This window comes from Pseudocitrobacter corydidari (assembly GCF_021172065.1).
In the GTDB taxonomy this organism is placed as follows: Bacteria; Pseudomonadota; Gammaproteobacteria; order Enterobacterales; family Enterobacteriaceae; genus Pseudocitrobacter; species Pseudocitrobacter corydidari.
In genome coordinates this window covers 471,862-496,696 of sequence record NZ_CP087880.1, presented here as the reverse complement: position 1 = coordinate 496,696, position 24,835 = coordinate 471,862, and the positions used below count along the sequence as shown (strand labels likewise).

Sequence of the window (24,835 nt, the reverse complement as noted above, 5' to 3'; positions counted from 1 at the left end):
AAAGGGAAGGTAACCCGGTGATATTTGTGCGCATGTGTCTCGTGCTGTTGGCGCTGAGCAGTTTTTCCCTCGGCGCACAGACGATTAAAGAGAGTTACGCATTTGCCGTAATCGGCGAGCCGAAGTATGCCATTAACTTTAATCACTTCGATTACGTCAACCCGGCTGCCCCAAAAGGCGGCACGATCACGCTCTCATCCATTGGTACTTTTGATAACTTCAACCGTTATGCACTACGCGGCAATCCTGGCGTGCGTACAGAATCGCTCTACGATGCCCTTTTCACCACCTCCGATGATGAACCGGGAAGCTACTATCCGCTGATTGCCGAAAGCGCCCGCTATGCCGATGATTACTCGTGGGTTGAAGTCAGCATGAACCCGCAGGCCCGCTTTCATGATGGAACGCCCATCACCGCCCGCGACGTCGAATTTACCTTTCACAAGTTTATGACCGAAGGGGTGCCGCAATTCCGTTTGGTCTACAAAGGCACGACGGTCAAAGCCATTGCGCCGCTTACGGTACGTTTCGAGCTGGCAAAACCGGGCAAAGAGGATATGTTAAGCCTCTTCTCCTTACCGGTGATGCCAGAGAAATTCTGGCGCGACCATAAGCTAAGCGATCCGCTCTCTACCCCACCGCTCGCCAGCGGCCCCTATCGCATTACCGACTGGCGATTGGGGCAATATATTGTCTATTCGCGTGAGAAAAATTACTGGGGTGCGAATTTGCCCGTCAACCGTGGCCGCTGGAATTTCGATACGCTGCGCTACGACTATTACCTCGATGACAATGTCGCCTTTGAGGCGTTTAAAGCGGGCGCGTTCGATCTGCGTAACGAAAGCAGCGCCAAAAACTGGGCCACGCGCTACATCGGCAAGAATTTCGCCAGTGGCTATATCGTTAAAGAAGCACAAAAAAATGAGGCCGCCCAGGACACACGCTGGCTGGCATTTAATATCCAGCGCCCCGTCTTTGCCGATCGTCAGGTACGCGAAGCCATCAGCATGGCCTTTGATTTTGAATGGATGAACAAAGCGCTGTTTTATAACGCCTACAGCCGCCCTGCCAGCTATTTCCAGAATACAGAGTACGCGGCACGCCATTATCCGAATGCCGAAGAACTCACGCTACTGGCGCCGATGAAAAAGGACCTTCCACCTGAAGTCTTCACCACCATTTATCAGCCACCGGTCTCAAACGGTGATGGTGCAAACCGCCAAAACCTGCTGAAGGCGGGCGATCTGCTTACCCACGCCGGTTGGGTGTTGAAAGACCAACAGCGGGTGAATGAAAAAACCGGCCAGCCGCTGCGCTTCGAACTGCTGGTCGCCTCTGGCGGTAATAACCAGTGGGTGCTGCCGTTCCAGCGCAATCTGAAACGCCTCGGCGTCGATATGTCTATTCGCCAGGTGGATAACTCTCAGTTGCTCAGCCGCTTGCGTAAACGCGATTACGACATGATGCCAAGCCTGTGGCGCGCGACGCCGTGGCCCAGCTCCGATTTGCAAATTTCCTGGTCATCCGAGTACATCAACTCAACCTATAACGCGCCCGGCGTCGCCAGCCCGGTCGTTGACTCGCTGATCAACCAGATAATTCAGGTGAAAGGTGACGAGAAAAAATTGCTGCCGCTGGGCCGCGCGCTGGATCGCGTCTTAACCTGGAATTTTTACATGCTGCCGATGTGGTATATGGCGGAAGATCACGTCGCATACTGGGATAAATTCTCGCATCCGCCGATTCGCCCACTCTATGCCAGCGGCTTTGATAACTGGTGGTATGACGTCAATAAAGCGGCGAAACTGCCGGACGCCCGGCGTTAAGGAGAAAATATGAGTGCCTATTTGCTCCGCCGCTTATTGCTGATTATCCCAACGCTGTGGGCAATCATCACGCTTAACTTTTTTATTGTGCAGATTGCACCCGGTGGCCCGGTCGACCAGGCCATTGCCGCCGTTGAATTCGGCAACCCCGGTGGTTTGCCCGGTACGGGCGGCGGTGGCTCCGGCGGCGGTCATGCACGCGCGGGCGTGGGTAATATCGCCGACAGCCAGTATCGCGGCGGGCGAGGCCTTGACCCGGAAGTGATTGCTGAAATTACACAGCGCTACGGTTTTGATAAACCGCTGCACGAACGCTACTTCAAAATGCTGTGGGATTACATCCGCTTTGATTTCGGCAATAGCCTGTTTCGTAATGCTTCCGTTTTACAGTTGATGAAGGACAGCCTGCCCGTTTCGATTACGCTCGGCCTGTGGAGCACGCTGATTATTTACCCGGTGTCGATACCGCTCGGTATTCGCAAAGCGGTACAAAACGGCAGCCGTTTCGACACCTGGAGCAGCGCGTTGATTATTATCGGCTATGCCATTCCGGCATTTCTGTTCGCTATCTTGTTGATTGTGTTCTTCGCTGGCGGCAGTTACTACGATCTGTTCCCGCTGCGCGGTCTGGTATCGGCCAATTTTGACACCCTGCCCTGGTATCAAAAAATCACAGACTATCTTTGGCACATCACTCTACCGGTGCTGGCGACGGTGATTGGCGGCTTTGCGGCGCTCACCATGCTGACTAAAAACTCATTTCTTGATGAAATCCGCAAGCAATACGTTGTCACCGCCCGCGCCAAGGGCGTCAGCGAGCACAACATTCTGTGGAAGCATATTTTTCGCAACGCCATGCTGCTGGTCATTGCCGGTTTTCCGGCCACCTTTATCAGCATGTTCTTTACCGGTTCGCTGCTGATTGAAGTGATGTTTTCCCTGAACGGGCTGGGGCTTCTGGGTTATGAGGCGACCGTCTCGCGCGACTACCCGGTGATGTTCGGCACGCTCTACATTTTCACGCTGATTGGCCTGCTGCTGAATATCGTCAGTGATATCACCTATACACTGGTCGATCCGCGCATCGATTTTGAGGGGCGGGGATGATGGCGTTAAACCCAATTAATCAGGCCCGCTGGGCGCGCTTTCGCCATAACCGTCGTGGCTACTGGTCGTTATGGATCTTTTTGATCGTCTTCGTATGCAGCATGTGTTCCGAACTCATCGCCAACGATCGCCCTTTACTGGTGCAGTACAAAGGCAGCCTCTATGTGCCGCTGGTGAAAGAGTACAGCGAACAAACTTTCGGCGGCCAGTTCGCCACCGCCGCCGATTATCAGGACCCGTGGCTACGTAAGCAGTTGAGCGAAAACGGCTGGGTGCTGTGGGCGCCGGTTCGCTACGGCGCAACAACCATCGACTTTAATACGGATCTCCCCTTCCCTTCTCCGCCCTCATCGCAAAACTGGCTGGGCACCGACGCAAACGGCGGCGATGTGCTGGCGCGTATTCTCTACGGCACACGCATCTCGATTCTGTTTGGCCTGATGCTGACGATTTGCTCAAGCGTAATGGGCGTCGCGGCCGGTGCAATTCAGGGTTATTACGGCGGTAAGGTTGACCTGTGGGGGCAACGTTTTATTGAGGTATGGTCCGGCATGCCGACGCTGTTCTTAATAATTTTGCTCTCAAGCGTCGTGCAACCCGGGTTCTGGTGGCTGCTGGCAATCACCGTTTTGTTTGGCTGGATGTCGCTGGTCGGCGTGGTGCGCGCGGAATTTTTACGCACGCGAAACTATGACTATATTCGCGCGGCGCAGGCGCTGGGGGTGAGCGATCGCAGTATTATTTTCCGCCATATGCTGCCCAATGCGATGGTCGCCACCCTCACCTTCCTGCCGTTTATTTTATGCAGCTCGATTACCACCCTAACCTCGCTGGATTTCCTCGGCTTCGGCCTGCCGCTGGGGTCGCCGTCGTTAGGTGAATTGCTGTTGCAGGGCAAGAATAACCTTCAGGCCCCGTGGCTCGGCATCACGGCGTTTCTTTCCGTTGCCGTACTGTTGTCGCTGCTGATTTTCATCGGCGAAGCGGTGCGCGATGCTTTCGATCCGAATAAGGCGGTTTAAGATGAGTCATCCTCTGCTTGAAATAGACAATCTTTCCATCGCCTTTCGCAATCAGGGCGTCACGCGTACGGTGGTCAGCGATCTCTCTTTACAGATAGACGCAGGCGAAACGCTGGCGCTGGTTGGGGAATCGGGCTCGGGAAAAAGCGTCAGCGCGCTCTCCGTTTTGCGCCTGCTGCCGCAGCCGCCGGTGAGCTATCCTGGCGGCGATATCCGTTTTCAGGGCCAATCCCTGCTGCACGCCAGTGAACAGACACTTCGTGGTGTGCGCGGCAATCGCATTGCGATGATTTTTCAGGAGCCGATGGTTTCACTGAACCCGTTGCACACGCTGGAAAAACAGCTTTACGAAGTGCTCTCCCTGCACCGGGGGATGCGCAAAGAGCCCGCGCGGGCAGAAATGTTAGATTGTCTGGACAGGGTTGGCATCCGTAACGCCGCTAAACGGCTGGCGGATTATCCGCATCAGCTCTCCGGAGGCGAGCGTCAACGCGTGATGATTGCGATGGCATTACTGACGCGCCCTGACCTGTTGATTGCCGATGAACCGACCACCGCACTGGATGTGTCGGTTCAGGCGCAAATTCTCGCCCTGTTGCGCGAGCTAAAACGCGAGTTAAATATGGGGCTGCTGTTTATCACCCATAACCTTAGCATTGTGCGCAAGCTGGCTGACCGGGTGGCGGTCATGCAGCAGGGCCGCTGCGTGGAGCAGAATAGCGCTCAGGCGCTGTTTGCCGCGCCCGTTCATCCGTATACCCGCAAGCTGCTCGACAGCGAGCCGTCGGGCTCTCCGGTGCCTTTACCGGCGGATGCCGCCACGTTGCTGAAGGTAAACGATCTCAGCGTCGAATTTCCGATTCGTAAAGGCGTCCTGCGCCGCATCGTTGATAACAATCGCGTGGTGAACAATGTAAGCTTTACCCTGCGCGCGGGCGAAACGCTGGGGCTGGTTGGGGAATCGGGTTCCGGTAAAAGCACCACCGGGTTGGCGCTGCTGCGGCTTATTGCCTCCAAAGGCGAGATTCAGTTTGCCGGAGAAATGCTACAGGGCCGTAGCCGTAAGCAGCTCCTGCCGCTGCGCCATCGTATTCAGGTGGTCTTTCAGGACCCGAACTCGTCGCTTAATCCGCGTTTGAACGCACTGCAAATCATTGAAGAAGGTTTACGCGTGCACCATCCGGCACTGTCGGCAATCGATCGCGAACAACGCGTGGTTCTGGCCATGCAGGAAGTGGGGTTAGATCCCGACACGCGTCAGCGCTATCCGGCGGAATTTTCCGGCGGTCAACGTCAGCGTATCGCCATCGCGCGGGCGCTGATCCTGAAACCCGAATTGATCATCCTTGATGAACCCACGTCATCGCTCGATCGCACCGTTCAGGCGCAGATACTGGCATTATTGAAGGAATTGCAGAAGAAGTACCGGCTGGCTTATATCTTTATCAGCCACGACCTGCACGTGGTACGTTCGCTGTGCCATCAGGTGATTGTGCTGCAACAGGGAAAAGTTGTCGAACAGGGTGAGTGCCAGCGCGTTTTCGCTGCACCAGAGCAGGATTACACCCGCCAGCTCATAACGCTGAGCTGACAGTCAGAACGGATTATTGCCGGAAAACGTTTCGGCAATCGCCACGCCAAAATTTTTCAGACGACAGGTCGCGGCACACTCGTCCTGACGTTTAACAAACAGACACGGCTCCCCTTCACACTCCAGTACGGAGCTTTCCAGCGAGATATCCGACAACGCCTGGCTTAAGGTATGCATCACCGGCCAGGCATTATCACCGTCCGGGCTCAGCAGCTTAAGGGCCACCAGCGCATTTTCGTTGCTATCGCCACTTTGCGGAATCGGTTCAACTCTTGAACCTGCGAACCCCGCCGCCCAGCGATAGTCCTGCGGCAGTCGATGTACTATTGAAAGCTGTAATGTGGTCACGTTCTTTTCCCCGGAAGCAATTTACTTCACAATTATTTTACATCCATATTAACACATTGTTGACAAATCGTCCTGCATCCAGAAAAAACGCCTGCAACTCACGGCTTATTCATTGACTGAGTGATTATTTTTGTCGCGACAAGCGAATTGGGTGATGCTTTTCGGCGCTATATGTACCCGTTTCTGTGATCTAACACAACCTTTTTATCTACAACAATGTGACTTTTTACATTATTAGATTTTACATAAAAGAAACATACATAAGTACCACGAATAGTACTTCGGTTGATATGCATCAAAAAAAAGGGGCGAAAAATCGCCCCTTTATCAAAATGTTTGTACTACGCGCACTTTCGCCGACGGCTGGCGTAGAGCAGGAAAAAGAGTGAGCAGCTTGCACACAGCCCAATGGAGAGGATCATCGGCCAGGCGGAATTGAACGTTGCCAGCGACAGCAGCGCGCCAATGATCGCGCCAATCCCGAAACGGAAGGTTCCGGCAAGCGACGACGCCGTGCCAGCCATATGCGGGAACTCGTCGAGAATAACCGCCATCGCATTTGAGGAGACCATCGACACGCAGCCCACGAACACCGCAATGCCCAACACCAGCGACCAGAATCCGACGTCCAGCAGTGCACACGCCACCATCCACACCGCCATGGCAAACTGAACAAACAACCCAGCGCGAAACATGTTTAACGCCCCGACCCGACGCACAATGCGGCTGTTGATGGTGGTCATGATGAACAGGAAAACGATATTCAGCGCGAAGTAATAGCCAAAATGCTGGGGCGAAACATGGTTAAGCTCAATATAAACAAACGGCCCGGCGCTCAAAAACGAGAACATTGCGGCAAAGCTAAAACCGCTCGCCAACATATACGACAGTACGCGTTTGTGGCGGAACAGCGAGGCGAAGTTACCCAGCACCGTGCGTAAATGAAACTTCTGCCGCTTTTCAACGGGTAGCGTTTCCGCGATAAAGAACCAGATAGCCAGCGATGCCAGAATCGCCGCCGCGGCCAGGATCCAGAAAATCGACCGCCAGCTAAACCAGACCAACACCGCGCCACCCGCCATCGGAGCCACCAGCGGCGCAATGGTGGTCACCAGCATGACAAACGACATCATCCTTGAGAACTCTTCTTTCGGATAGATATCGCGCATCAGGGCGTTAATCACCACGCTTGCCGCCGCAGCCGCCAGGCCGTGGAAGAAGCGCATCACAATGAGCTGATCGATGCTTTTTGACAGCGCGCAGGCAATGGCGGCAACCGCAAAAATCAGCGTGCCGCCAAGGATAACCGGCTTGCGCCCAAGGCTATCGGCCATCGGACCGTACAGCAACTGGCCGACAGCAAACCCCAGAATGTAGGTGCTGAGGGTCATCTGCGCGCTACCGGCCGGTACGCCAAACTGTTGTGAAATAACCGGCAGCGCCGGAAGATACATATCAATAGAAAGCGGCATCAGCATGGCCAGCAGGCCAAGGATAAACACGATATTGAATGACGAAGGCTGCCTGGATGTCACAAGTTACCTCAATGTTAGCGCGGCGACAGGCCGACGCTGGCGATTTCTTCTTCGGTTAACGGACGGTATTCGCCCGGCTCAAGGTCGTCGTCGAGCGCAATCTCACCAATACGTTCACGATGCAGCCCCACCACGTGGTTGCCCACAGCGGCGAACATACGTTTCACCTGGTGATAGCGGCCTTCGCTGATGGTCAGCCGGACCTGCGTCGGGGTAATCACTTCCAGCACCGCCGGTTTAGTGAGATCTTTCTCGTTGTGCAGTTGAACACCTTTGGCGAACTGCGCTGCGGTATCGTCGCTGACCGGGTTTTCCAGGCTTACGAGATAGGTTTTTTCGCAGTGGTGACGCGGTGAAGTGATGCGATGCGACCACTGGCCGTCATCAGTCATCAGCACCAGACCGGTGGTGTCGATATCCAGACGACCGGCGGCATGGAGTTTGTGCGCCACAGGTTCATCAAGGAAATAGAGCACGGTAGGATGATCCGGGTCGTCGGTTGAGCAGACATACCCTTCCGGTTTGTTGAGCATAAAGTAGCGCGGGCCGTGCTGCTGGGCCAGAGGGTTCCCCTCGTAAGCCACCTCATGTTCAGGAAGCAGTTTAAACGCCGTATCTCGCACAATTTCGCCATCCACGGTGATGTGGTTGCCGCGGATTTGACGCCCGGCAATAGCACGGCTGACGCCGAGTTGCTGAGCGATAAACTTATCAAGTCGCATGAAAATTTTTAGCCTGTATGGTGCCGGGTGTCGGGCAACGCGCCCGAAAAATGGAGTAACAACAATCGAGTATAGACTCAAAATCATTCGAGTTGCTTCAAGGCGGCAAGGGAGTGAATCCCCAGGAGCGTACAGAAGTACGTGACTGGGGTGAACGAGTGCAGCCAACGCAGAAGCAGCTTGAAGGATGAAGAGTATAACGGGGTTGTTATACCACTCAAGAGAAAAGATTCGTGGCATACTAATCGCGAGCAAAACTAATAAACGAGCCCCATGACTTTTACACTTCGCCCCTATCAGCAGGAAGCCGTCGACGCCACCCTTAACCACTTTCGCCGCCATCAGCACCCTGCCGTGATTGTGCTGCCTACCGGCGCAGGCAAAAGCCTGGTGATTGCTGAACTGGCAAGACTGGCGCGCGGGCGTGTGTTAGTACTTGCACATGTTAAGGAACTGGTCGCACAGAACCACGCCAAATATTGCGCGCTGGGCCTGGAGGCCGATATCTACGCGGCGGGTCTGAAGAAAAAAGAGAGCCACGGCAAAGTGGTGTTTGGTAGCGTGCAGTCCGTCGCACGCAATCTGGACCATTTCAAGAGTGAATTTTCGCTGTTGATCGTCGATGAGTGCCACCGCATCAGCGATGACGACGATAGCCAGTATCAGCAAATCCTTGCCCACCTGAAGAGCGTAAACCCAACGGTACGCCTGCTAGGGCTGACGGCCACGCCCTTCCGCCTGGGAAAAGGCTGGATTTATCAGTTCCACTATCACGGTATGGTACGCGGCGACGAAAAAGCGCTTTTCCGCGACTGTATTTATGAACTGCCGCTGCGCTATATGATCAAACACGGCTATCTGACGCCACCCGAGCAGCTTGATATGCCGGTGGTACAGTACGATTTCAGCCGCCTGCAGGCCAACAGCAACGGGCTGTTCAGCGAAGCGGATCTCAATCGTGAACTGAAACAGCAAAAACGTATTACGCCGCACATCATCAGCCAGATTGAAGAGTTTGCTCAGGATCGCAAAGGGGTGATGATTTTCGCCGCCACCGTTGAGCATGCGCGCGAAATCACCGGGCTGCTGCCCGCCAACGATGCGGCGCTGATTACCGGCGAAACGCCCGGCCCGATGCGTGATGAACTCATCGACGCCTTCAAAGCGCAGAAATTTCGCTATCTGGTCAACGTGTCGGTATTAACCACCGGCTTTGACGCCCCGCATGTCGATCTCATCGCGATTCTGCGCCCAACCGAATCAGTGAGTCTTTACCAACAAATTGTAGGTCGCGGCCTGCGCCTGTCGCCGGGAAAAACGGACTGTCTGATTCTGGACTACGCCGGAAACCCTCACGATCTCTACGCCCCGGAAGTCGGTGCGCCAAAAGGCAAAAGTGACAACGTGCCGGTCCAGGTTTTCTGCCCCGGCTGCGGCTTTGCCAATACCTTCTGGGGTAAAACTACCGCTGACGGCACGCTGATTGAACACTTTGGCCGCCGCTGTCAGGGTTGGCTGGAAGATGACGAAGGGCACCGGGAACAGTGCGACTACCGCTTCCGCTTCAAAAACTGCCCACAGTGTAATGCGGAAAACGATATCGCCGCCCGCCGCTGCCGGGAGTGCGACACGGTGCTGGTCGACCCGGACGATATGCTTAAAGCGGCGCTGAAGCTCAAAGATGCGCTGGTGCTGCGCTGTAGCGGCATGGTGCTTCAGGACGGCGCGGATGACAAAGGCGCGTGGCTGAAAATCACCTACTACGATGAAGACGGTGCCGATGTGAGTGAGCGCTTCCGTCTGCATACACCGGCGCAGCGTACCGCCTTTGAACAGCTCTTTATACGCCCGCATACCCGCACGCCCGGCGTGCCGCTGCGCTGGATAACGCCCGCCGATATTCTTGCCCAGCAGGCGCTGTTGCGCCATCCCGATTTTGTGGTGGCCCGTAAGAAAGGGCAGTTCTGGCAGGTGCGCGAGAAGGTTTTCGACTACGAAGGCCGCTTCCGTCGCGCCAATGAATTACGCGGATAAACGTCCTTTTGATTGATACGACGCGCATTTAAGTATAAAATGCCGCCCGCTTTCACATCCGTGAAGCAGATCATTTGCCTGCTGCTGGGTCGCCTGTAGCAGGAATAATTAAGAGAGATTTAAATGTTTACTATCAATGCAGAAGCACGTAAAGAGCAGGGTAAGGGTGCGAGCCGCCGCCTGCGCGCAGCTAACAAGTTCCCGGCTATCATCTATGGTGGCGAAGCTGCTCCGGTTGCAATCGAACTGGATCACGACAAACTGTGGAACATGCAGGACAAAGCTGAGTTTTACGCAGAAGTTGTTACCATCGTAATCGATGGCAAAGAAGAAAAAGTGAAAGTTCAGGCTGTTCAGCGTCACGCTTACAAACCGAAACTGTCTCACATCGACTTCGTTCGCGCGTAATCGCTGACAAGTTGTGAAGAAGCCCCGCATTGCGGGGCTTTTTTTGTGGGCGGTGCTTATTTGCCACCCACGCGACGCTGAAGCTGATCGCGCAGGTTCGGCGGCGTGCCTTTAATGGTCAGCGTGTCCGTTGCCGGATCCCAGAAAATACGCTCACCCAGCAGCAGAGAATCGAAGTTAATCGTCAACCCGCCACCGCTACCGGCAAACTTCGTCAACTGACGCAAAGTACTGCGGTCCGCCGGGAAGCTCTCTTCCAGTTCATAGCCTTTTTCAGCCGTAAACTCGCTAAAGCTCACTTCGCTCACGCCGGAAATCTCTTTGGAAAGTGATTCCAGTTCAATCTCTTCGCCCGCCTGCAACTGCTCGTTGCAGTAGTCGTAAACCTGCTTACGCACGGTCTGACGCTCGTTTTTATCGAGCTGCGCTTCGGCGGAGAAATCATCCAGCGCCTGCAACAGGCCGCGGTTTTGCACTTTGGCATTCAACCCTTCGCTGGCGCCGAGGAAATCCATAAAGAAATCCGCGACTTTACGCCCTACTCGCCCTTTCAGGAACGTCAGGTAACGTGTCGATTCCGGGTTGGTTTCCCACTCGGTTAAATCAATACGCGCCACGATATCCGCATGATTGATATCGAGATAGTGGGTAGAGCTGATATCCAACTGCTCGTTGACACGCATGCTGCTGAGATTATTCAGCACCGCCACCAGCAGGTATTCCACCGCCAGATAGCGATAATGGCAAAACAGCACGATGCCGCCGTCCGCAAACGGATATTTTGCCAGCTCATCGCGCAGACGACCGGTCGCCGCCCGGCTGAACGCCAGGAAATCCTCTTCGCCCTGACGCTGCAGGCGCAACGCCTGCGCCAGCTCGCTTTCTTCGTTAAACAGCCCGTAGGCCTTATTTTTAGCGCTGTAGACCCGATGCAGTTCCGCCATCATCTCTTCGACGGGCGCAGTGGGCTCCAGCAGCGAATCACGCAGTACCAGTTCAAGCGTCTGCTCATCGCGTTTGATAAGCTGGTGCAGCGCAATCTGGTCGATATCCAGACTCATGTTAAACTCTCCTTTTAGATCGGGTGTATTCAACCACCCCTTAGGCTGCTGTGCAACTTGCTCTTTCTTCCAACGCCTAATCCTTTCGCCCATGAGGAAAGGATGACGTTTAAGGCGAAAAAATGCGGAAAAAATGCTGGTGCTACGGTAATATATTGCCCTTCCATATATAGACAGATTTGATTTATGCCACAACATTCCCGCTACAGTGATGAACACGTTGAACGACTGCTCAGTGAACTGGTCAACGTACTGGAACAACACAAGACTCCAACAGACCTCTCTTTGATGGTTCTGGGGAACATGGTGACGAACCTGATTAACAGCAGCGTCGCCCCGGCTCAGCGCCAGGCTATCGCCCGCTCGTTTGCTCAGGCGTTACAGTCTTCGATTAACGACGACCCGGCGCACTAAGGGATACACACAACAGTTTATGGTGACTCATCGTCAGCCCTACCGAGAAAAAGTCTCCCAGATGGTTAGCTGGGGGCACTGGTTTGCTATGTTCAACATGTTGTTGGCCATGGTGCTCGGCAGCCGCTATCTTTTTGTTGCCGACTGGCCGACAACGCTTACCGGTCGCGTCTACTCGTACCTGAGCCTTGTCGGGCATTTCAGTTTTCTGGTGTTCGCCGCCTATCTGCTGATTCTCTTTCCGCTGACGTTTATCGTCGGCTCGCAGCGCTTAATGCGGTTCCTGTCCGCGATTCTGGCAACCGCTGGCATGACGCTGCTGCTTATCGATACCGAAGTTTTCACCCGCTTCCACTTGCACCTTAACCCGGTGGTGTGGGAGCTGGTTATCAACCCGGACCAAAACGAAATGGCCCGCGACTGGCAGCTGATGTTTATCAGCGTGCCGGTGATATTGCTTATCGAAATGCTGTTCGCTACCTGGAGCTGGCAAAAGTTGCGCAGCCTGATGCGCCGACGCCGCTACTTCCGCCCCGTCGCCTGGCTCTTTTTTGTATCGTTTATCAGCTCGCACGTGATGTACATCTGGGCCGATGCCAACTTCTATCGCCCGATTACCATGCAGAAAGCAAACCTGCCGCTCTCTTATCCAATGACCGCGCGCCGCTTCCTGGAAAAACACGGCCTGCTGGATGCGCAGGATTACCAGCGTCGTCTGGTTGAGCAAGGCGATCCGGAAGCCGTATCGGTGCAATACCCGCTGAGCGAACTGCGCTATCGCGATATGGGCGCAGGGCAAAACGTCCTGCTGATCACCGTCGATGGCCTGAACTATTCGCGCTTCGAAAAACAGATGCCTTCTCTGGCCCAGTTCGCCGGTGAAAACGTCAACTTTACCCAGCATATGAGTTCGGGTAATACCACAGACAACGGCACCTTCGGCCTGTTCTATGGTATTTCACCGGCCTATATGGATGGCGTGCTCTCGGCGCGTATTCCGGCGGCGCTGATTACCGCGCTGAACCAGCAGGGTTATCAGCTGGGCCTGTTCTCTTCCGATGGCTTCAATAGCCCGGTTTATCGTCAGGCGCTGCTTTCGGACTTCTCGCTGCCGCCAAGCAAATCGCAAAACGACGCGCAGACGGCAAATCAGTGGATTAACTGGCTGGGCCGCTACGCGCAGGAAGAAAACCGTTGGTTCTCGTGGGTATCCTTTAACGGCACCAACCTCGACGACAGCCAGCAGCAAGGCTTCACCCGCCGCTATGCCGCCGCTGCCGCCGATGTCGATACACAGATTAACCGCGTGCTGAGCGCGCTGCGTGATTCCGGCAAACTGGATAGCACGGTAGTGATTATTACCGCAGGTCACGGCGTGCCGCTGGGCGATGAACGCGAGCAGTTCGACTGGTCACGCGCACGTCTACAGGTACCGTTGGTCGTCCACTGGCCGGGCACCCCGGCGCAGCGTATCGACGCCCTGACCGAGCATAAAGACGTGATGACCACCCTGATGCAGCGTCTGTTGCACGTCAGCACGCCAGCAAATGAATACTCGCAGGGGCAGGATCTCTTCAGCGCCACGCGTCGCCACGTTTGGGTAACCGCTGCGGATAACAACACGCTGGCGATTACGACCCCGCGCTTTACCGTTGTGCTTGACCACAATGGTCATTACCAGACGTGGAACAGCGACGGCGAGAAAGAACGCGAGCAAAAACCACAGCTGAGCCTGCTGCTGCAGGTACTGACTGAGGAAAAACGATTCATCGCTAACTGATTGATTACTTATGCATCAATCGCGCGATCGCTGGCTTGCAATCAGCAACGAAAAGGGTACTATTGCCTCCACGTGTCGGCACGTAGCGCAGCCTGGTAGCGCACCGTCATGGGGTGTCGGGGGTCGGAGGTTCAAATCCTCTCGTGCCGACCAAAAAGATTTTCTGATACGTTTTAAACGTTCAGTACCCCTTAAGAGCCCGCATTCTCTCTGAGTCTGCGGGTTTTTTAATGCCTGCTTTTCGCCTCTCTTCCCAAAATGTGCCCCCGCTCACCAACTCCGCCTAATGCACGGTTTGTCCTGTTTTACGTCATTTCTGTCCGTTGACTGAAAAGGGCTTACGGCATGATATGGAGTCTCGAGTTTCGTACCAGTCCGTCAGAGGCTGGAATCACCTGCTACCCGAGGATAAGAACAATGAGCCATCAGGTCACCCTACGCTTTGAAGACGGCGCGACGCATTTTATTCAATGTCTTACCGGTGAGTCCGTCGCCGATGCGGCGCTGCGTGCAAAAATTGCTATTCCACTCGACTGTCGCGACGGCGTGTGCGGCACCTGCAAAGCCACCTGTGAATCAGGCCAGTTTGCGCTCGGTGATTATGTGCCAGACGCGCTTTCCGATGATGAAGCGAATGCCGGGCACGTACTCACCTGCCAGATGCGGCCATCCAGCGACTGCGTGGTGCAGATTGCAGCCACGTCCGATGCGGCGGGCATCAGCAGCACGGCATTCACCGGGCGTATCACCGTCTGCGAAGCGCTATCGCCCACGGCAATCACATTTTCGGCGGAACTGGAAAACCGCAGCGCTCTGCGCTTCCTGCCGGGCCAGTACGTCAATATACAGGTGCCTGGCAGCACGCAGACGCGCTCCTACTCATTTAGCTCGGGCCCCTCGGCAAACGAAGTCTCCTTCCTGATCCGCAATGTTCCGCAGGGCTTAATGTCCAGCTATCTTCGCGAGCAGGCCAAGCCCGGCGACACCATCACCTTTCGCGGGCCGATGGGCAGTTTCTACCTGCGCCCCATCGAACGCCCGCTTTTATTCCTCGCGGGCGGTACGGGACTTGCGCCGTTTTTGTCCATGCTGGATAAGATCGCCGAAGAAGGTGAAGTCACGCAGCCTGTCCATCTGATCTTCGGTGTCACCCACGATGAAGATCGGGTTGAGCTGGCACGGCTTGAGGGATACGCCCGGCGCCTGCCGAATTTTAGCTATCTCTGCACGGTCGCCAGCCCTGAAAGTTCGTCGCCGCACAAAGGCTACGTGACTCAACATATTACCGCGTCGCAGCTTAACGGCGGCGATGTCGATATTTATCTCTGCGGGCCGCCGCCAATGGTAGAGGCCGTGCGCGACTGGCTGGCAGCGGAAGGCGTGAAGCCGCGTAACTTCTATTATGAGAAGTTTGCCGGGGCCGGGCAGGTGGTGCAGACGGGGGAAGAACATATTGCCCCGGAGGACGTCGATGACACGTTTGATCTGCGTCTGGCGCTGGAGCTGGGGGCGGTGCAGCTCACCATGGGGCGCTTGTCAGGCGCACAGTTGCTTGCGTTCCGCCAGCTCGCCGAGGCGACCGCGCCGTTTGTTGTCGGGAAGCGCTTTAGCGATGTCACGCGCTACGCGCAGGCAAACCATGCGTTCCACCTGTTCCTGATTGAGGCATCAGGAAACGCGCCGCTGATTACTCTCTATAAGCAACTCGCGGTGCAGGATTACATTGGTCGGGCGCTACGGGATGACATTGAAATCGTTGGCGATATCGTGCAACAACATCGCGATCTGGTCAGCGCGTTTGAGTATGGTGATATCAACGCCGCGCGTGAAGTGATAGCTCAACACGCCCTTCATTCCAAAGCGACCATGAGCCGTGCGCTGGGCAAGAAATCCGCATCGACCGCCGTCGCGCCCGCGCCGCAGCCAGAGCCCGCACGCTGCCCGTTCGCGGCATTGGCTGAACAGCCGCCCTACTCTCATGAGCTGAGCTGGCCGCAAGAACTGCAACCGTTCAAAGTGGTGGACGACGGTTCGCAGGGCGATCCGTACGAACATTATCGCTGGATGCGCGAGCACGCGCCGGTATTGCGCTGCCAGTCGGCCACCTCGGACGTCTGGTTTCTGTCGCGCTACGATGATGTCTGGCAGGCCATTCGCAACCCAAAACTCTTCTCATCAGAAGTGGTCAGTCCGCCGCCGCTCACTTTTCTGACGCTGTATGATGCACCCGATCACACGCGCCTGCGCAAGATTGCTCAGCCCTCTTTTATGCCGCTGGCCATCGAACCGTTTGCCGCCGAGATCGAGCGCCGCGCGGAGGTATTAATTGATGCGTTGATCGCCAAAGGCGGCGGCGATGTGGTGGAAGAGTTCGCCATTCCACTCAGCATCGCCACCATCTCAGCGATGATCGATGTGCCGAATGAAGACGAAGAAAAGATGAAGTTCTGGTCGGACGAAACCTTCAGCTACTTCGGGCGCCTGGCGCGTAACGCCCCTGGCACAGGCACCGATGAACAAAGCGCCATGGCCTTCTTTGCCTATCTGAAAGAGGCCATGGAACGACTTTACCTCAGCAATAGCCAGTCGATTGGGGGACACATCGCCCGCATGTGGAAGGAGGGTTTGCTCAGTGAAAAAGAGGCCAAAGAGCTGTGCGCCTTCGTCTTTATCGCCGGGCACGACACCACCACCATTCTGGTTGCGAATGCGTTTCGCATGTTCGCGGAACATCCGCATCTGGTGCAGCGTATTCGCGAAAACGAAGCGGATGCGGATAAATTTGTCGAGGAGGTGGCGCGCTATCGCGGGACGGTGCAACGCGTCAGCCGCATGACCACCGAAGCCACCACCGTGGCAGGCGTTGAGTTGCCCAAAGGCGCGGTGGTGCGGTTGTTGCTCTCGTCCGCCAATCGCGACAGCCGTAAATTTGCGGACGGCGATACGTTTAACATCGACCGTGATACCACCGGTCATTTAGGTTTTGGCAACGGGATGCATAAATGTCTCGGCCAGCCGCTGGCGAAACTTGAAACGCTGATCGCCACACGCCTGGTGGCGCGTAAAGTCTCCGATATTGCGCTCGATCCCGCGCAGCCTATCGAGTACGTTCGCGGCAATAATCTGACCAACTCCGGGCCCGCGCATTTGTTTGTGAAGCTGCGTTAATCAGCCAGACCGGCTTTCTTAATGGAAGCCGGTTTTCTCTGCGATAACCGCCCCTGCTCTCGCAGGCGATACTCCGTGGGCCGCAGGCCGGTTTGCTTGCGGAAGAAGCGGCCAAAATAGGCTTCATCGCGAAATCCTAATTCCGCCGAGATTTGCTTAACGCTAAATGAGGAGTAGACCAGCAGACGCCGCGCTTCGTGCACCGCACGCCGATCGATGGCTTCAATCGCCGAAATACCAAAGGCTTCGCGACAGATTCGCGTCAGTTGCCCGGAGGAAATCCCCATTGCCGCCGCATAATGAGCCACGGGTTGTCGCTGCCGACAGCGTTCATCCAGTAAAGCACGAAAACGTTCAATTCTGGCGACCAGCGCCGCCCTTGCAGGGTTGCCCGCCAGCTCCGCTTTTTCACTCAAACGCGCGATCTGCACAAACAGCGCAATGGTCAGCGCCAGCCCGGCGGTGTATTGCCAGCGCTCGCTGTTCTCGGCTTCCCGGCCAATCGCGTCAAAGAGCGTTTCAAGACGCACCCCGCGTCGATGAGCGACGTCGACGGTTAGCATCGCGGGTGTACGCACAAAGTCCAGTAAATCTGGCGCGGCAGTCAGCGCGACCGATTCGATTGCCGACTGTGCCGTGGTGATGACATGACCATCCACATCGTCGCGAAAACGAAATCCGTGTACCGCGCGAGCGGGAACGACGACCAGGCACGGGGCGTTAAAGGCCCAGACCTCGCCGTCAATGGTGGCTTCGCCGCTGCCGTGCGTAACATACAGTGCCTGAATCAAAACATCGTGGAAATGGGGCTCGATAGCAAAACCAAAGCGGCTGGCGCGCGAGGGAATGCGCTCATAGTGCACCATATCCAGCGACGACTGCCCGGCCTCTGCGCCATAGAGCGCGTAGTTAGGCAGCCCACGACGACGCGGCCAGTCAACTAACATTGGTCACCCGGAAATCTGAATGAAAGACTCTTTTATAGGCAGGATTTTCGTATCCCGCCTGTCAGAGTGTCTAAAACCTCGATTCAGCCCCGTAATTCATTAAAGACGCCCTTCAGCGCCAGATGCTGCAACAACATGATGGTTTTCCCGTCGACGATTTCACCGCGCGAAATCGCCGCCAGCGCCTGTTCAAAGGGCCACTCCAGCACCTCAATGTCCTCGCCCTCTTCCACCAGCCCGCCGCCGTCACCGGTACGGTCGCGCTCGGTATATTCCGCGATGAAAAAATAGAGTTTCTCTGTGACCGAGCCGGGGCTCATATAGGCTTCAAAGACCTTTTCCAGGTGGCTCACTTTAAAGCCGGTTTCTTCTTCAGCCTCCGCCAGAATCCGCGCTTCCGGTGACGCTTTATCCAGCAGACCGGCTGCCGCCTCGATCAGCAAGCCAGAATGGCCGTTGACCGAAACCGGGAAGCGAAACTGACGAGTCAGCACCACGCTTTTTTTCTCGCGGTTATAGAGCAGGATGGTTGCGCCGTTGCCCCGGTCATAGACCTCGCGATTCTGCGTCTGCCAGCTACCGTCGCGGCGCTGTATATCAAAGGTGTATTTTTTCAGTACGTACCAGTTATCGGAAAGAAGCTGTTCCTGAACGTTGCGAAGGTATGGCGTGTTATTGTGCATTTTTATTCCTCAGGTGAATGACAAAAACGATAATGTCATGCACAATCGTGCAACATCAAGAAAAAACGTGAAGAGAAATATTCATGCTCGCCAGCCAACGTAAAAAAGCAATTCTCGAACTGCTAGCGCAAGACAAGCAGGTTTTATCCAGCGAACTGAGCCAAAAGTTCTTGATTTCAGAGGACTCTATCCGGCGTGATTTACGTGAACTGGCGGCAGAAGGTCTGCTGCAACGCGTTCACGGTGGCGCACTGCCCGCATCAGCTGCAATAGCCCCTATCGAAACACGCAAAAACGTGCAAAGCCGTTCAAAGCAAACCGTCGCGGCAAAAGCGGTAAAGATGATTCAACCGGGCCAGGTGGTGATGATCGATGGCGGAACCACCGCACACGAACTGGTGGCGCGCATACCGCAGGATATCGCGTTTACCGTCGTCACTCACAGCCCAGGAATTGCCGTCAGTCTGGTCGATCACCCACTGGTTGAGGTGATCGTCATCGGCGGGAGATTGTTTAAACACTCGGTCGTGACGGTAGGATCGGCAATGATCGATGTCATAAGTCATATCAATGCCGACCTGTTTTTTATGGGGGTGACGGGTATTCATGCCAGTGCCGGTTTTACCACGGGTGATTATGAAGAAGCCTGTGTAAAACGCGCCCTGTCGCAACGTGCGGCAGAAACGGTGGTCATGGCCTCGGCTGAAAAGATGAACGCCGCTTCTGCTTTTGCCATCGGCCCGCTATCCCTTGCCAGCACAATTATCATCGACGGCGAGCCGGATACCGCGTTACGCGAAGCCTGTGCAAAACAGCAGATTGAACTGCTTTGATAATGACAGAGATAAACTTCGTTTTCGGATTAATACGCAAAACAGTTCACTACTCTTAATGCAAAAATCAGTAAATGGCACTTAACATTCACGACAATGATGATAATCTTGCCGATGAACTACTGATAAAAAGGATTCACAGTGAAAAACACATTTACGCTCGCTGCTTTACTACTGACCGCTGTTTCGCTTTCTGCCACGGCGGCAGAGCAACCGCTGGAAAAAGTTGCGCCTTATCCGCAAGCGGAAAAAGGCATGAAGCGCCAGGTGATTCAGTTACCTGCGCAGCAGGATGAATCAGCGCTGAAAGTTGAGCTGATGATTGGTAAAACGCTGGAAGTCGACTGTAACCGTCACCGCCTGGGCGGCAAGCTGGAAAGCAAAACGCTGGAAGGCTGGGGTTATGACTACTACGTCTTTGATAAAGTTGGCGAGCCGGTCTCCACCATGATGGCCTGCCCGGACAAAACGAAGACCAAACAGTTCGTTGCGGCGTATCTCGGTGACGACGGCATGCTGCGTTACAACAGCAAACTGCCGATCGTGGTGTATACCCCGGATAACGTGGAAGTGAAATACCGCGTCTGGAAAGCTGAAGAAGAAGTGCATAACGCTGTAGAGCGTTAATAAAGTGCCCATGTTTATGCCGGATGCGGCGTGAACGCCTTATCCGGCCTACAAACTCATGCAAATTCAATACATTGCAGTTTTTATGTAGGCCTGATAAGCCTGGCGCATCAGGCATTGGCAATCTCAAGCCCCGCATTCGGGGCTTTTTAGCATTTACAGCGCAATATCCGCCATCTCATTCACCACCACCGGCTGCGATTTAGTCTGCGGTTGCGGGGTAGGATCGGCATCACGAACCGGCACGTAGCTCAGTTCCAGCACTTCACTGGTATGCGCCAGGGTCTCTTCAATCGCCTGCGGATGTTCGTTCAGGCGCGAGCCGTAAGTCGGCACCACGGCTTTGATTTTCGCCTGCCAGGCCGCAGTCTGCATTTTCTCATGGAACACTTTTTCCAGCAGTTGCAGCATGATTGGCGCAGCGGTAGACGCACCCGGTGACGCACCGAGCAGTGCCGCTACGGTACCTTCATCGTCGCTCACCACTTCTGTGCCCAAACGCAGAACCCCGCCTTTCTGTGCATCACGTTTGATAATCTGCACGCGCTGCCCCGCCTGCCACAAACGCCAGTCGCCTTTCTGCGCCATCGGATAATATTCACGCAGCGCGGCGTGACGATCTTTGTCCTTTTGCAGCACCTGGCTGACCAGATATTTCACCAGATCGAAGTTGTCCATCCCGACGTTGATCATCGGCATGATGTTCGATTTGTTGATCGACGCCAGCAGATCCCACAGGGAACCGTTTTTCAGGAAACGCGTTGAGAAGGTCGCGAATGGCCCGAACAGAATGACGCGTTTGCCGTCAATCACGCGGGTATCAATATGCGGCACCGACATCGGCGGCGCGCCAACATCGGCCTGACCATACACTTTCGCCAGATGATGATTCACCACGTCCGGGTTTTCGCACACCAGGAACTGGCCGCCAACCGGGAAGCCGGCATACTCTTTCGCCTGCGGAATTTTGGTCTGTTGCAGCAGTTTCAACGCCGCACCGCCCGCGCCGATAAAGATAAATTTGGCTTTAATGGTGCGTTTCGCGTGGCTGTTATTGGCATCAGATACGGTGATGGTCCAGCTCTTGTCTGCATTCTGGCGGAAACGACGCACTACCGTATTAAGCTGCAGATTGAAGTTCTTATGCATCTGCAACGAGGAAATCAGCTGGCGGGTGATCTCGCCGTAGTTCACATCGGTACCGGCTTCAGTGCGCGTCGCGGCAATTTTCTGCTGCGGGTCGCGCCCTTCCATCACCAGCGGCGCCCACTCTTTAATCTGTTGATGATCTTCGGAGTAGCGCATTCCGCGGAACAGCGGGTTCTGCTGAAGCGCACGGTAGCGCGCGCGCAGGAAGTTGACGTTCGCATCGCCCCAGACAAAGCTCATGTGCGGGACGGTGTTAATAAAGGATTTCGGCTGCGTGAGGACGCCGCGTTTCACCTGGTGCGCCCAGAACTGGCGAGAAACCTGGAACGCTTCGTTGATGTCGATAGCTTTTTCAATGCTGACGGAACCATCCGCTTTCTGCGGCGTATAGTTGAGCTCCATCAGCGCGGAGTGGCCGGTGCCTGCGTTGTTCCAGCCGTTGGAACTCTCTTCCGCGACGCTTTCCATTTGCTCGACCATGGTGATCGACCAGTTCGGTTCCAGCTCTTGCAGCCAGGTACCCAGCGTAGCGCTCATAATACCACCACCGATCAACAAAACATCCGTCTCGTGTATAACGCGGGAGTTGGTTTTGGCCACAACAGAAGCAGTATCGGAACCCGCTTTCTGTGCATTGGGTACAGCTGTCTTTTTCTTCATTGTAGGGAGGCCTTACTTGAGATGCGATTTGTTACACGCAGGTAAAAACAATTCGTGGGTATACGGTATCACCAGCAACTTAAAATTTAAATATTGTTTAAATTTTAAGTTGTGTTTTGAGACCTGTTATCAAAATGTTTAATAAATGTATACGTCAATTAAATTTTTGTATTGGCATTCTGTGACATAGAGCGGTAAACTGCTCCGTTTTGTGATAAATAGCACGAAAGTACGGCTTATAGAAAACCGGCTATCGATAACCAATGAAGATCCCATGTCAGACACCCCTTTTACTCCCCAGGATGGCCGCATCCTTTACGTAATGCGCTCGCCCAAACTGCTGCTGCGCGAAACGCTGGCTGGCGTCATTACCGCACTGGCACTGATCCCCGAAGTCATCTCCTTTTCCGTGATTGCTGGCGTCGACCCTAAAGTCAGTTTGATTGCCTCGGTGGTACTGTGTCTGGCGATGTCATTTCTCGGCGGGCGTCCGGCGATGGTGACTGCCGCTGCCGGTTCTGTGGCGCTGGTCATCGGGCCGATGGTGCATCAACACGGCGTCGGTTACATTCTGCCCGCCGTGGTGATGGCTGGCGTGATTCAAATTCTGTTCGGCCTGTGCGGTATGGCACGGTTGATGCGGTTTATTCCGCAGCCGGTGATGACCGGTTTTGTCAACGCGCTAGGCGTGCTGATCTTCTTCGCCCAGGTGCCGCATTTCTGGAGCCGTAATCCGCTGATTATCGCGCTCTTCGTCGCGACCCTGCTGATTGTGCTGTGGGCACCGCGAGTAATTAAAAGCGTGCCGTCACCGCTGATTGCCATCGTGCTGTTAACCGTATTCACCGTCACCAGCGGTCAGCTGCTGCCGACCGTTGGCGATGAAGGTTCGATGAGCGGCGGCCTGCCCGGCCTGACGCAGTTGCTAGTGCCGCTGAATCTCGACACTCTGAACATTATCTGGCCCTGCGCGCTGAGCATTGCGTTTGTCGGGCTAATGGAGTCGTTGCTGACGGCAAAGCTGGTCGATGATTTGACCGCGACGCCGTCAAACAAAGCGCGCGAAAGCGCCGGGCTTGGTATCGCCAACATTCTGGCCGGTTTTTATGGAGGCATCGCGGGTTGCGCGATGATTGGTCAGACGATTGTCAACGTTGAGATGGGCAAAGGCCGCAGTCGCGTTTCAACGATCATGGCAGGCCTGGTGCTGCTGCTATTGGTGACGGCGTTAAGCAAGGTGATGGCGGACATTCCGATGTCGGTGCTGGCCGGTATTATGGTGATTGTGGCGTTCAAAACCTTTAGCTGGCACAGCGTCCAGCCCGCAACGCTGAGACGCGCCCCGTGGCCAGAAACTGTGGTGATGCTGCTAACTGTCGCGGCAACCGTCAGCACCGACAACCTGGCGATTGGCGTGCTGGCGGGCGTGGTTTGCATGGTGCTGATCCCTGCCCGCCTGAAAGAAAAGCTTGCGGTTAAAGCAGAAAAATCGTCGCCAGCCCAAGGAAAATGAAGAAGCCGCCGGTGTCGGTGATGGCGGTGATCATCACGCTGGAGCCTACCGCCGGGTCGCGGCCAAACTTCACCATGATCATCGGGATCAGTACGCCCATTAGCGCCGCGACCAGCAGGTTCAATACCATCGCCAGCGTCATCACCGCACCCAGGTGCGGGTCGCTGTAAAGCAGCCAGGTGACGCAGCCCATGATCCCGCCCCACACCAGGCCGTTAATCAACGCCACGCCCATTTCACGCAGGATCAGAAACGAGAAGTTGCCCGGCTGGATCTGCTGTAGCGCCAGCGCACGAACGATCATGGTAATAGTCTGGTTCCCGGTGTTACCGCCAATTCCTGCGACGATCGGCATTAACGACGCCAGCGCCACCAGCTGCGAAATGGTATGTTCAAAGCCATCGATCACGCGCGAAGCAATAAATGCGGTGCACAGGTTGATCGCCAGCCACGCCCAACGGGTTTTCACCGCTTTGGTCACTGGCGCAAACACGTCCTCTTCGGCACTCAGGCCACCCATGCGACGCAGATCGCTGTCCGTCTCTTCGTACACCACGTCAACGATCTCATCGATGGTCAAACGTCCCATCAGTTTGCCCTGCTGATCGATAACCGCGGCGCTGACCAGGTTGTCACGTTCGAAGGTACGCGCCACCTTTTCCGACTCCTCTTCCGGGTGGAAAGCCACCGGCTCGGATCCCATCACCGCTTCAACAGTGCTTTGTGCCGGGCTGAGCAAAATGGTGGTCAATTCCAGCTCGCCAACCAGCGTCATATCCCGCCGCGTGACGAACAGTTTATCGGTGTTTTCCGGCATTTTTCCCAGCCGACGCAGGTAGCGCTGCACGGTCGCCAGCGTCACTTCCGGGCGCACGGTAATAACCTCGAACTCCATGATCGAGCCGACGCGATCGTGAGCATAGTTCATCACCTGACGCACGCGGGCGCGCTCGGACGGCGGGAGCGTTGCCAGCAGGCGTCCGGTTAAATCGCGCGGCAGGTGCTGAACCAGGTAAATCTGTTCGTCGATGTCCAGCGTTTGCAGTGCATCGAGCAACGCCCGGTCGCTCATATCGTCAATGAGGTCGTCCCAGACGTTCTCCGATGCTTCAAGCAACACTTTGCCGCGCTTGTCATCTTCCACCACGTTCCATAACGCGTGACGTTCATCGGAGGGCAATGCCTCCAGAACGTCCGCCAGGTCCGGGCCAGGAAGATGCGCCACCAGCGCACTCACTTCCGCGAGGTCGTCAATCAGGGTGCTCTCATCATACTGCTCGGCGAGCGTCAGTTTGCCCAGCAGAACGGAGGTAATGGCTTTATCGGTGGTTAAGAGCCAGATAAGACGCGCGCGCTCTTCATCACGTAGCTTCGCGCTGTTTTTCATTATTGCGGACATTGCCGGTC

At 55.3% G+C, this 24,835-nt stretch carries 20 protein-coding genes and 1 tRNA gene; 13 read left to right on the top strand and 8 right to left on the bottom strand.

Going from position 1 to position 24,835, the window contains the following annotated elements; translation table 11 throughout:
* The first annotated feature begins 32 nt into the window (after positions 1-32).
* Genes G163CM_RS02220 through yejF form a run of 4 tightly spaced genes read left to right on the top strand, consistent with a single transcriptional unit; the run spans position 33 to position 5,546 of the window.
* Positions 33-1,826: an extracellular solute-binding protein gene (locus tag G163CM_RS02220; protein ID WP_420851434.1), complete on the top strand. Its 1,794-nt coding sequence runs from the start codon at positions 33-35 to the stop codon at positions 1,824-1,826.
* A 9-nt stretch (positions 1,827-1,835) separates the two neighbouring features.
* Positions 1,836-2,933: a microcin C ABC transporter permease YejB gene (locus G163CM_RS02215; protein WP_231826713.1), complete on the top strand. Its 1,098-nt coding sequence runs from the start codon at positions 1,836-1,838 to the stop codon at positions 2,931-2,933.
* The gene (locus tag G163CM_RS02210) at positions 2,930-3,955 is read left to right on the top strand and encodes a microcin C ABC transporter permease (protein ID WP_015963711.1); all 1,026 of its coding nucleotides are present in this window, start codon (positions 2,930-2,932) and stop codon (positions 3,953-3,955) included. Before G163CM_RS02215 ends, G163CM_RS02210 begins: the two co-directional genes overlap by 4 nt.
* Before the next feature lies 1 nt (position 3,956).
* Positions 3,957-5,546: a microcin C ABC transporter ATP-binding protein YejF gene (gene yejF / locus G163CM_RS02205; protein ID WP_231826712.1), complete on the top strand. Its 1,590-nt coding sequence runs from the start codon at positions 3,957-3,959 to the stop codon at positions 5,544-5,546.
* Positions 5,547-5,549: 3 nt separating this feature from the next.
* On the opposite strand, the gene G163CM_RS02200 is transcribed toward yejF, so the two are convergent.
* The 3 genes from G163CM_RS02200 to rsuA form a co-directional block, all read right to left on the bottom strand.
* Complete coding sequence (locus G163CM_RS02200) at positions 5,550-5,894, bottom strand: YejG family protein (RefSeq protein ID WP_015963709.1); 345 nt, start codon at positions 5,892-5,894, stop codon at positions 5,550-5,552.
* Positions 5,895-6,235: 341 nt separating this feature from the next.
* Positions 6,236-7,429, bottom strand: coding sequence for a Bcr/CflA family multidrug efflux MFS transporter (locus G163CM_RS02195; RefSeq protein ID WP_015963708.1), 1,194 nt, complete (start codon positions 7,427-7,429; stop codon positions 6,236-6,238).
* A gap of 14 nt (positions 7,430-7,443) precedes the next feature.
* Positions 7,444-8,151, bottom strand: a complete 708-nt coding sequence (rsuA, locus tag G163CM_RS02190) for a 16S rRNA pseudouridine(516) synthase RsuA (RefSeq protein WP_231826711.1) — start codon at positions 8,149-8,151, stop codon at positions 7,444-7,446.
* A gap of 273 nt (positions 8,152-8,424) precedes the next feature.
* Between rsuA and radD the strand changes: the two genes are divergently transcribed.
* Complete coding sequence (gene radD, locus G163CM_RS02185; protein ID WP_231826710.1) at positions 8,425-10,185, top strand: DNA repair helicase RadD; 1,761 nt, start codon at positions 8,425-8,427, stop codon at positions 10,183-10,185.
* 123 nt (positions 10,186-10,308) lie between these two features.
* Positions 10,309-10,593, top strand: a complete 285-nt coding sequence (gene rplY, locus G163CM_RS02180; protein ID WP_231826709.1) for a 50S ribosomal protein L25 — start codon at positions 10,309-10,311, stop codon at positions 10,591-10,593.
* A 56-nt stretch (positions 10,594-10,649) separates the two neighbouring features.
* On the opposite strand, the gene yejK is transcribed toward rplY, so the two are convergent.
* Positions 10,650-11,654, bottom strand: coding sequence for a nucleoid-associated protein YejK (gene yejK / locus G163CM_RS02175; protein WP_015963704.1), 1,005 nt, complete (start codon positions 11,652-11,654; stop codon positions 10,650-10,652).
* A gap of 186 nt (positions 11,655-11,840) precedes the next feature.
* On the opposite strand from yejK, the gene G163CM_RS02170 reads away from it, so the two are divergent.
* From G163CM_RS02170 to benC, 4 genes are all read left to right on the top strand, one after another.
* Complete coding sequence (locus tag G163CM_RS02170; RefSeq protein ID WP_015963703.1) at positions 11,841-12,068, top strand: YejL family protein; 228 nt, start codon at positions 11,841-11,843, stop codon at positions 12,066-12,068.
* Positions 12,069-12,087: 19 nt separating this feature from the next.
* Entirely contained in the window at positions 12,088-13,848 is a 1,761-nt protein-coding gene (gene yejM, locus G163CM_RS02165; protein WP_231826708.1) for an LPS biosynthesis-modulating metalloenzyme YejM, read from the top strand.
* Positions 13,849-13,924: 76 nt separating this feature from the next.
* Positions 13,925-14,001: transfer RNA gene (locus G163CM_RS02160), tRNA-Pro, on the top strand.
* A 264-nt stretch (positions 14,002-14,265) separates the two neighbouring features.
* Positions 14,266-17,016 carry a benzoate 1,2-dioxygenase electron transfer component BenC gene (benC, locus tag G163CM_RS23480; protein WP_338050272.1) on the top strand — a complete coding sequence of 917 codons (2,751 nt, stop codon included), beginning with the start codon at positions 14,266-14,268 and terminating at the stop codon, positions 17,014-17,016.
* Here the strand turns inward: benC and G163CM_RS02145 are convergent.
* Together G163CM_RS02145 and G163CM_RS02140 are read right to left on the bottom strand one after the other, a co-directional pair.
* The gene (locus G163CM_RS02145) at positions 17,013-17,963 is read right to left on the bottom strand and encodes a helix-turn-helix domain-containing protein (RefSeq protein ID WP_231826707.1); all 951 of its coding nucleotides are present in this window, start codon (positions 17,961-17,963) and stop codon (positions 17,013-17,015) included. The two genes, benC and G163CM_RS02145, sit on opposite strands and share 4 nt — an antisense overlap.
* An 83-nt stretch (positions 17,964-18,046) precedes the next feature.
* The gene (locus G163CM_RS02140) at positions 18,047-18,646 is read right to left on the bottom strand and encodes an NUDIX domain-containing protein (protein ID WP_231826705.1); all 600 of its coding nucleotides are present in this window, start codon (positions 18,644-18,646) and stop codon (positions 18,047-18,049) included.
* 83 nt (positions 18,647-18,729) lie between these two features.
* Here G163CM_RS02140 and G163CM_RS02135 point away from each other — a divergent pair, with 83 nt between their 5' ends.
* Positions 18,730-19,479 carry a DeoR/GlpR family DNA-binding transcription regulator gene (locus tag G163CM_RS02135; RefSeq protein ID WP_231826703.1) on the top strand — a complete coding sequence of 250 codons (750 nt, stop codon included), beginning with the start codon at positions 18,730-18,732 and terminating at the stop codon, positions 19,477-19,479.
* 141 nt (positions 19,480-19,620) lie between these two features.
* Complete coding sequence (gene eco, locus G163CM_RS02130) at positions 19,621-20,106, top strand: serine protease inhibitor ecotin (RefSeq protein WP_015963697.1); 486 nt, start codon at positions 19,621-19,623, stop codon at positions 20,104-20,106.
* A gap of 156 nt (positions 20,107-20,262) precedes the next feature.
* On the opposite strand, the gene mqo is transcribed toward eco, so the two are convergent.
* On the bottom strand, positions 20,263-21,915 hold the full coding sequence (mqo, locus tag G163CM_RS02125; RefSeq protein WP_231826702.1) for a malate dehydrogenase (quinone): 1,653 nt from the start codon (positions 21,913-21,915) through the stop codon (positions 20,263-20,265).
* Positions 21,916-22,189: 274 nt separating this feature from the next.
* On the opposite strand from mqo, the gene G163CM_RS02120 reads away from it, so the two are divergent.
* Positions 22,190-23,428: a SulP family inorganic anion transporter gene (locus tag G163CM_RS02120; protein ID WP_231826701.1), complete on the top strand. Its 1,239-nt coding sequence runs from the start codon at positions 22,190-22,192 to the stop codon at positions 23,426-23,428.
* Here the strand turns inward: G163CM_RS02120 and mgtE are convergent.
* Entirely contained in the window at positions 23,391-24,827 is a 1,437-nt protein-coding gene (gene mgtE / locus G163CM_RS02115; protein WP_015963694.1) for a magnesium transporter, read from the bottom strand. The two genes, G163CM_RS02120 and mgtE, sit on opposite strands and share 38 nt — an antisense overlap.
* Between the last annotated feature and the right edge of the window lie 8 nt (positions 24,828-24,835).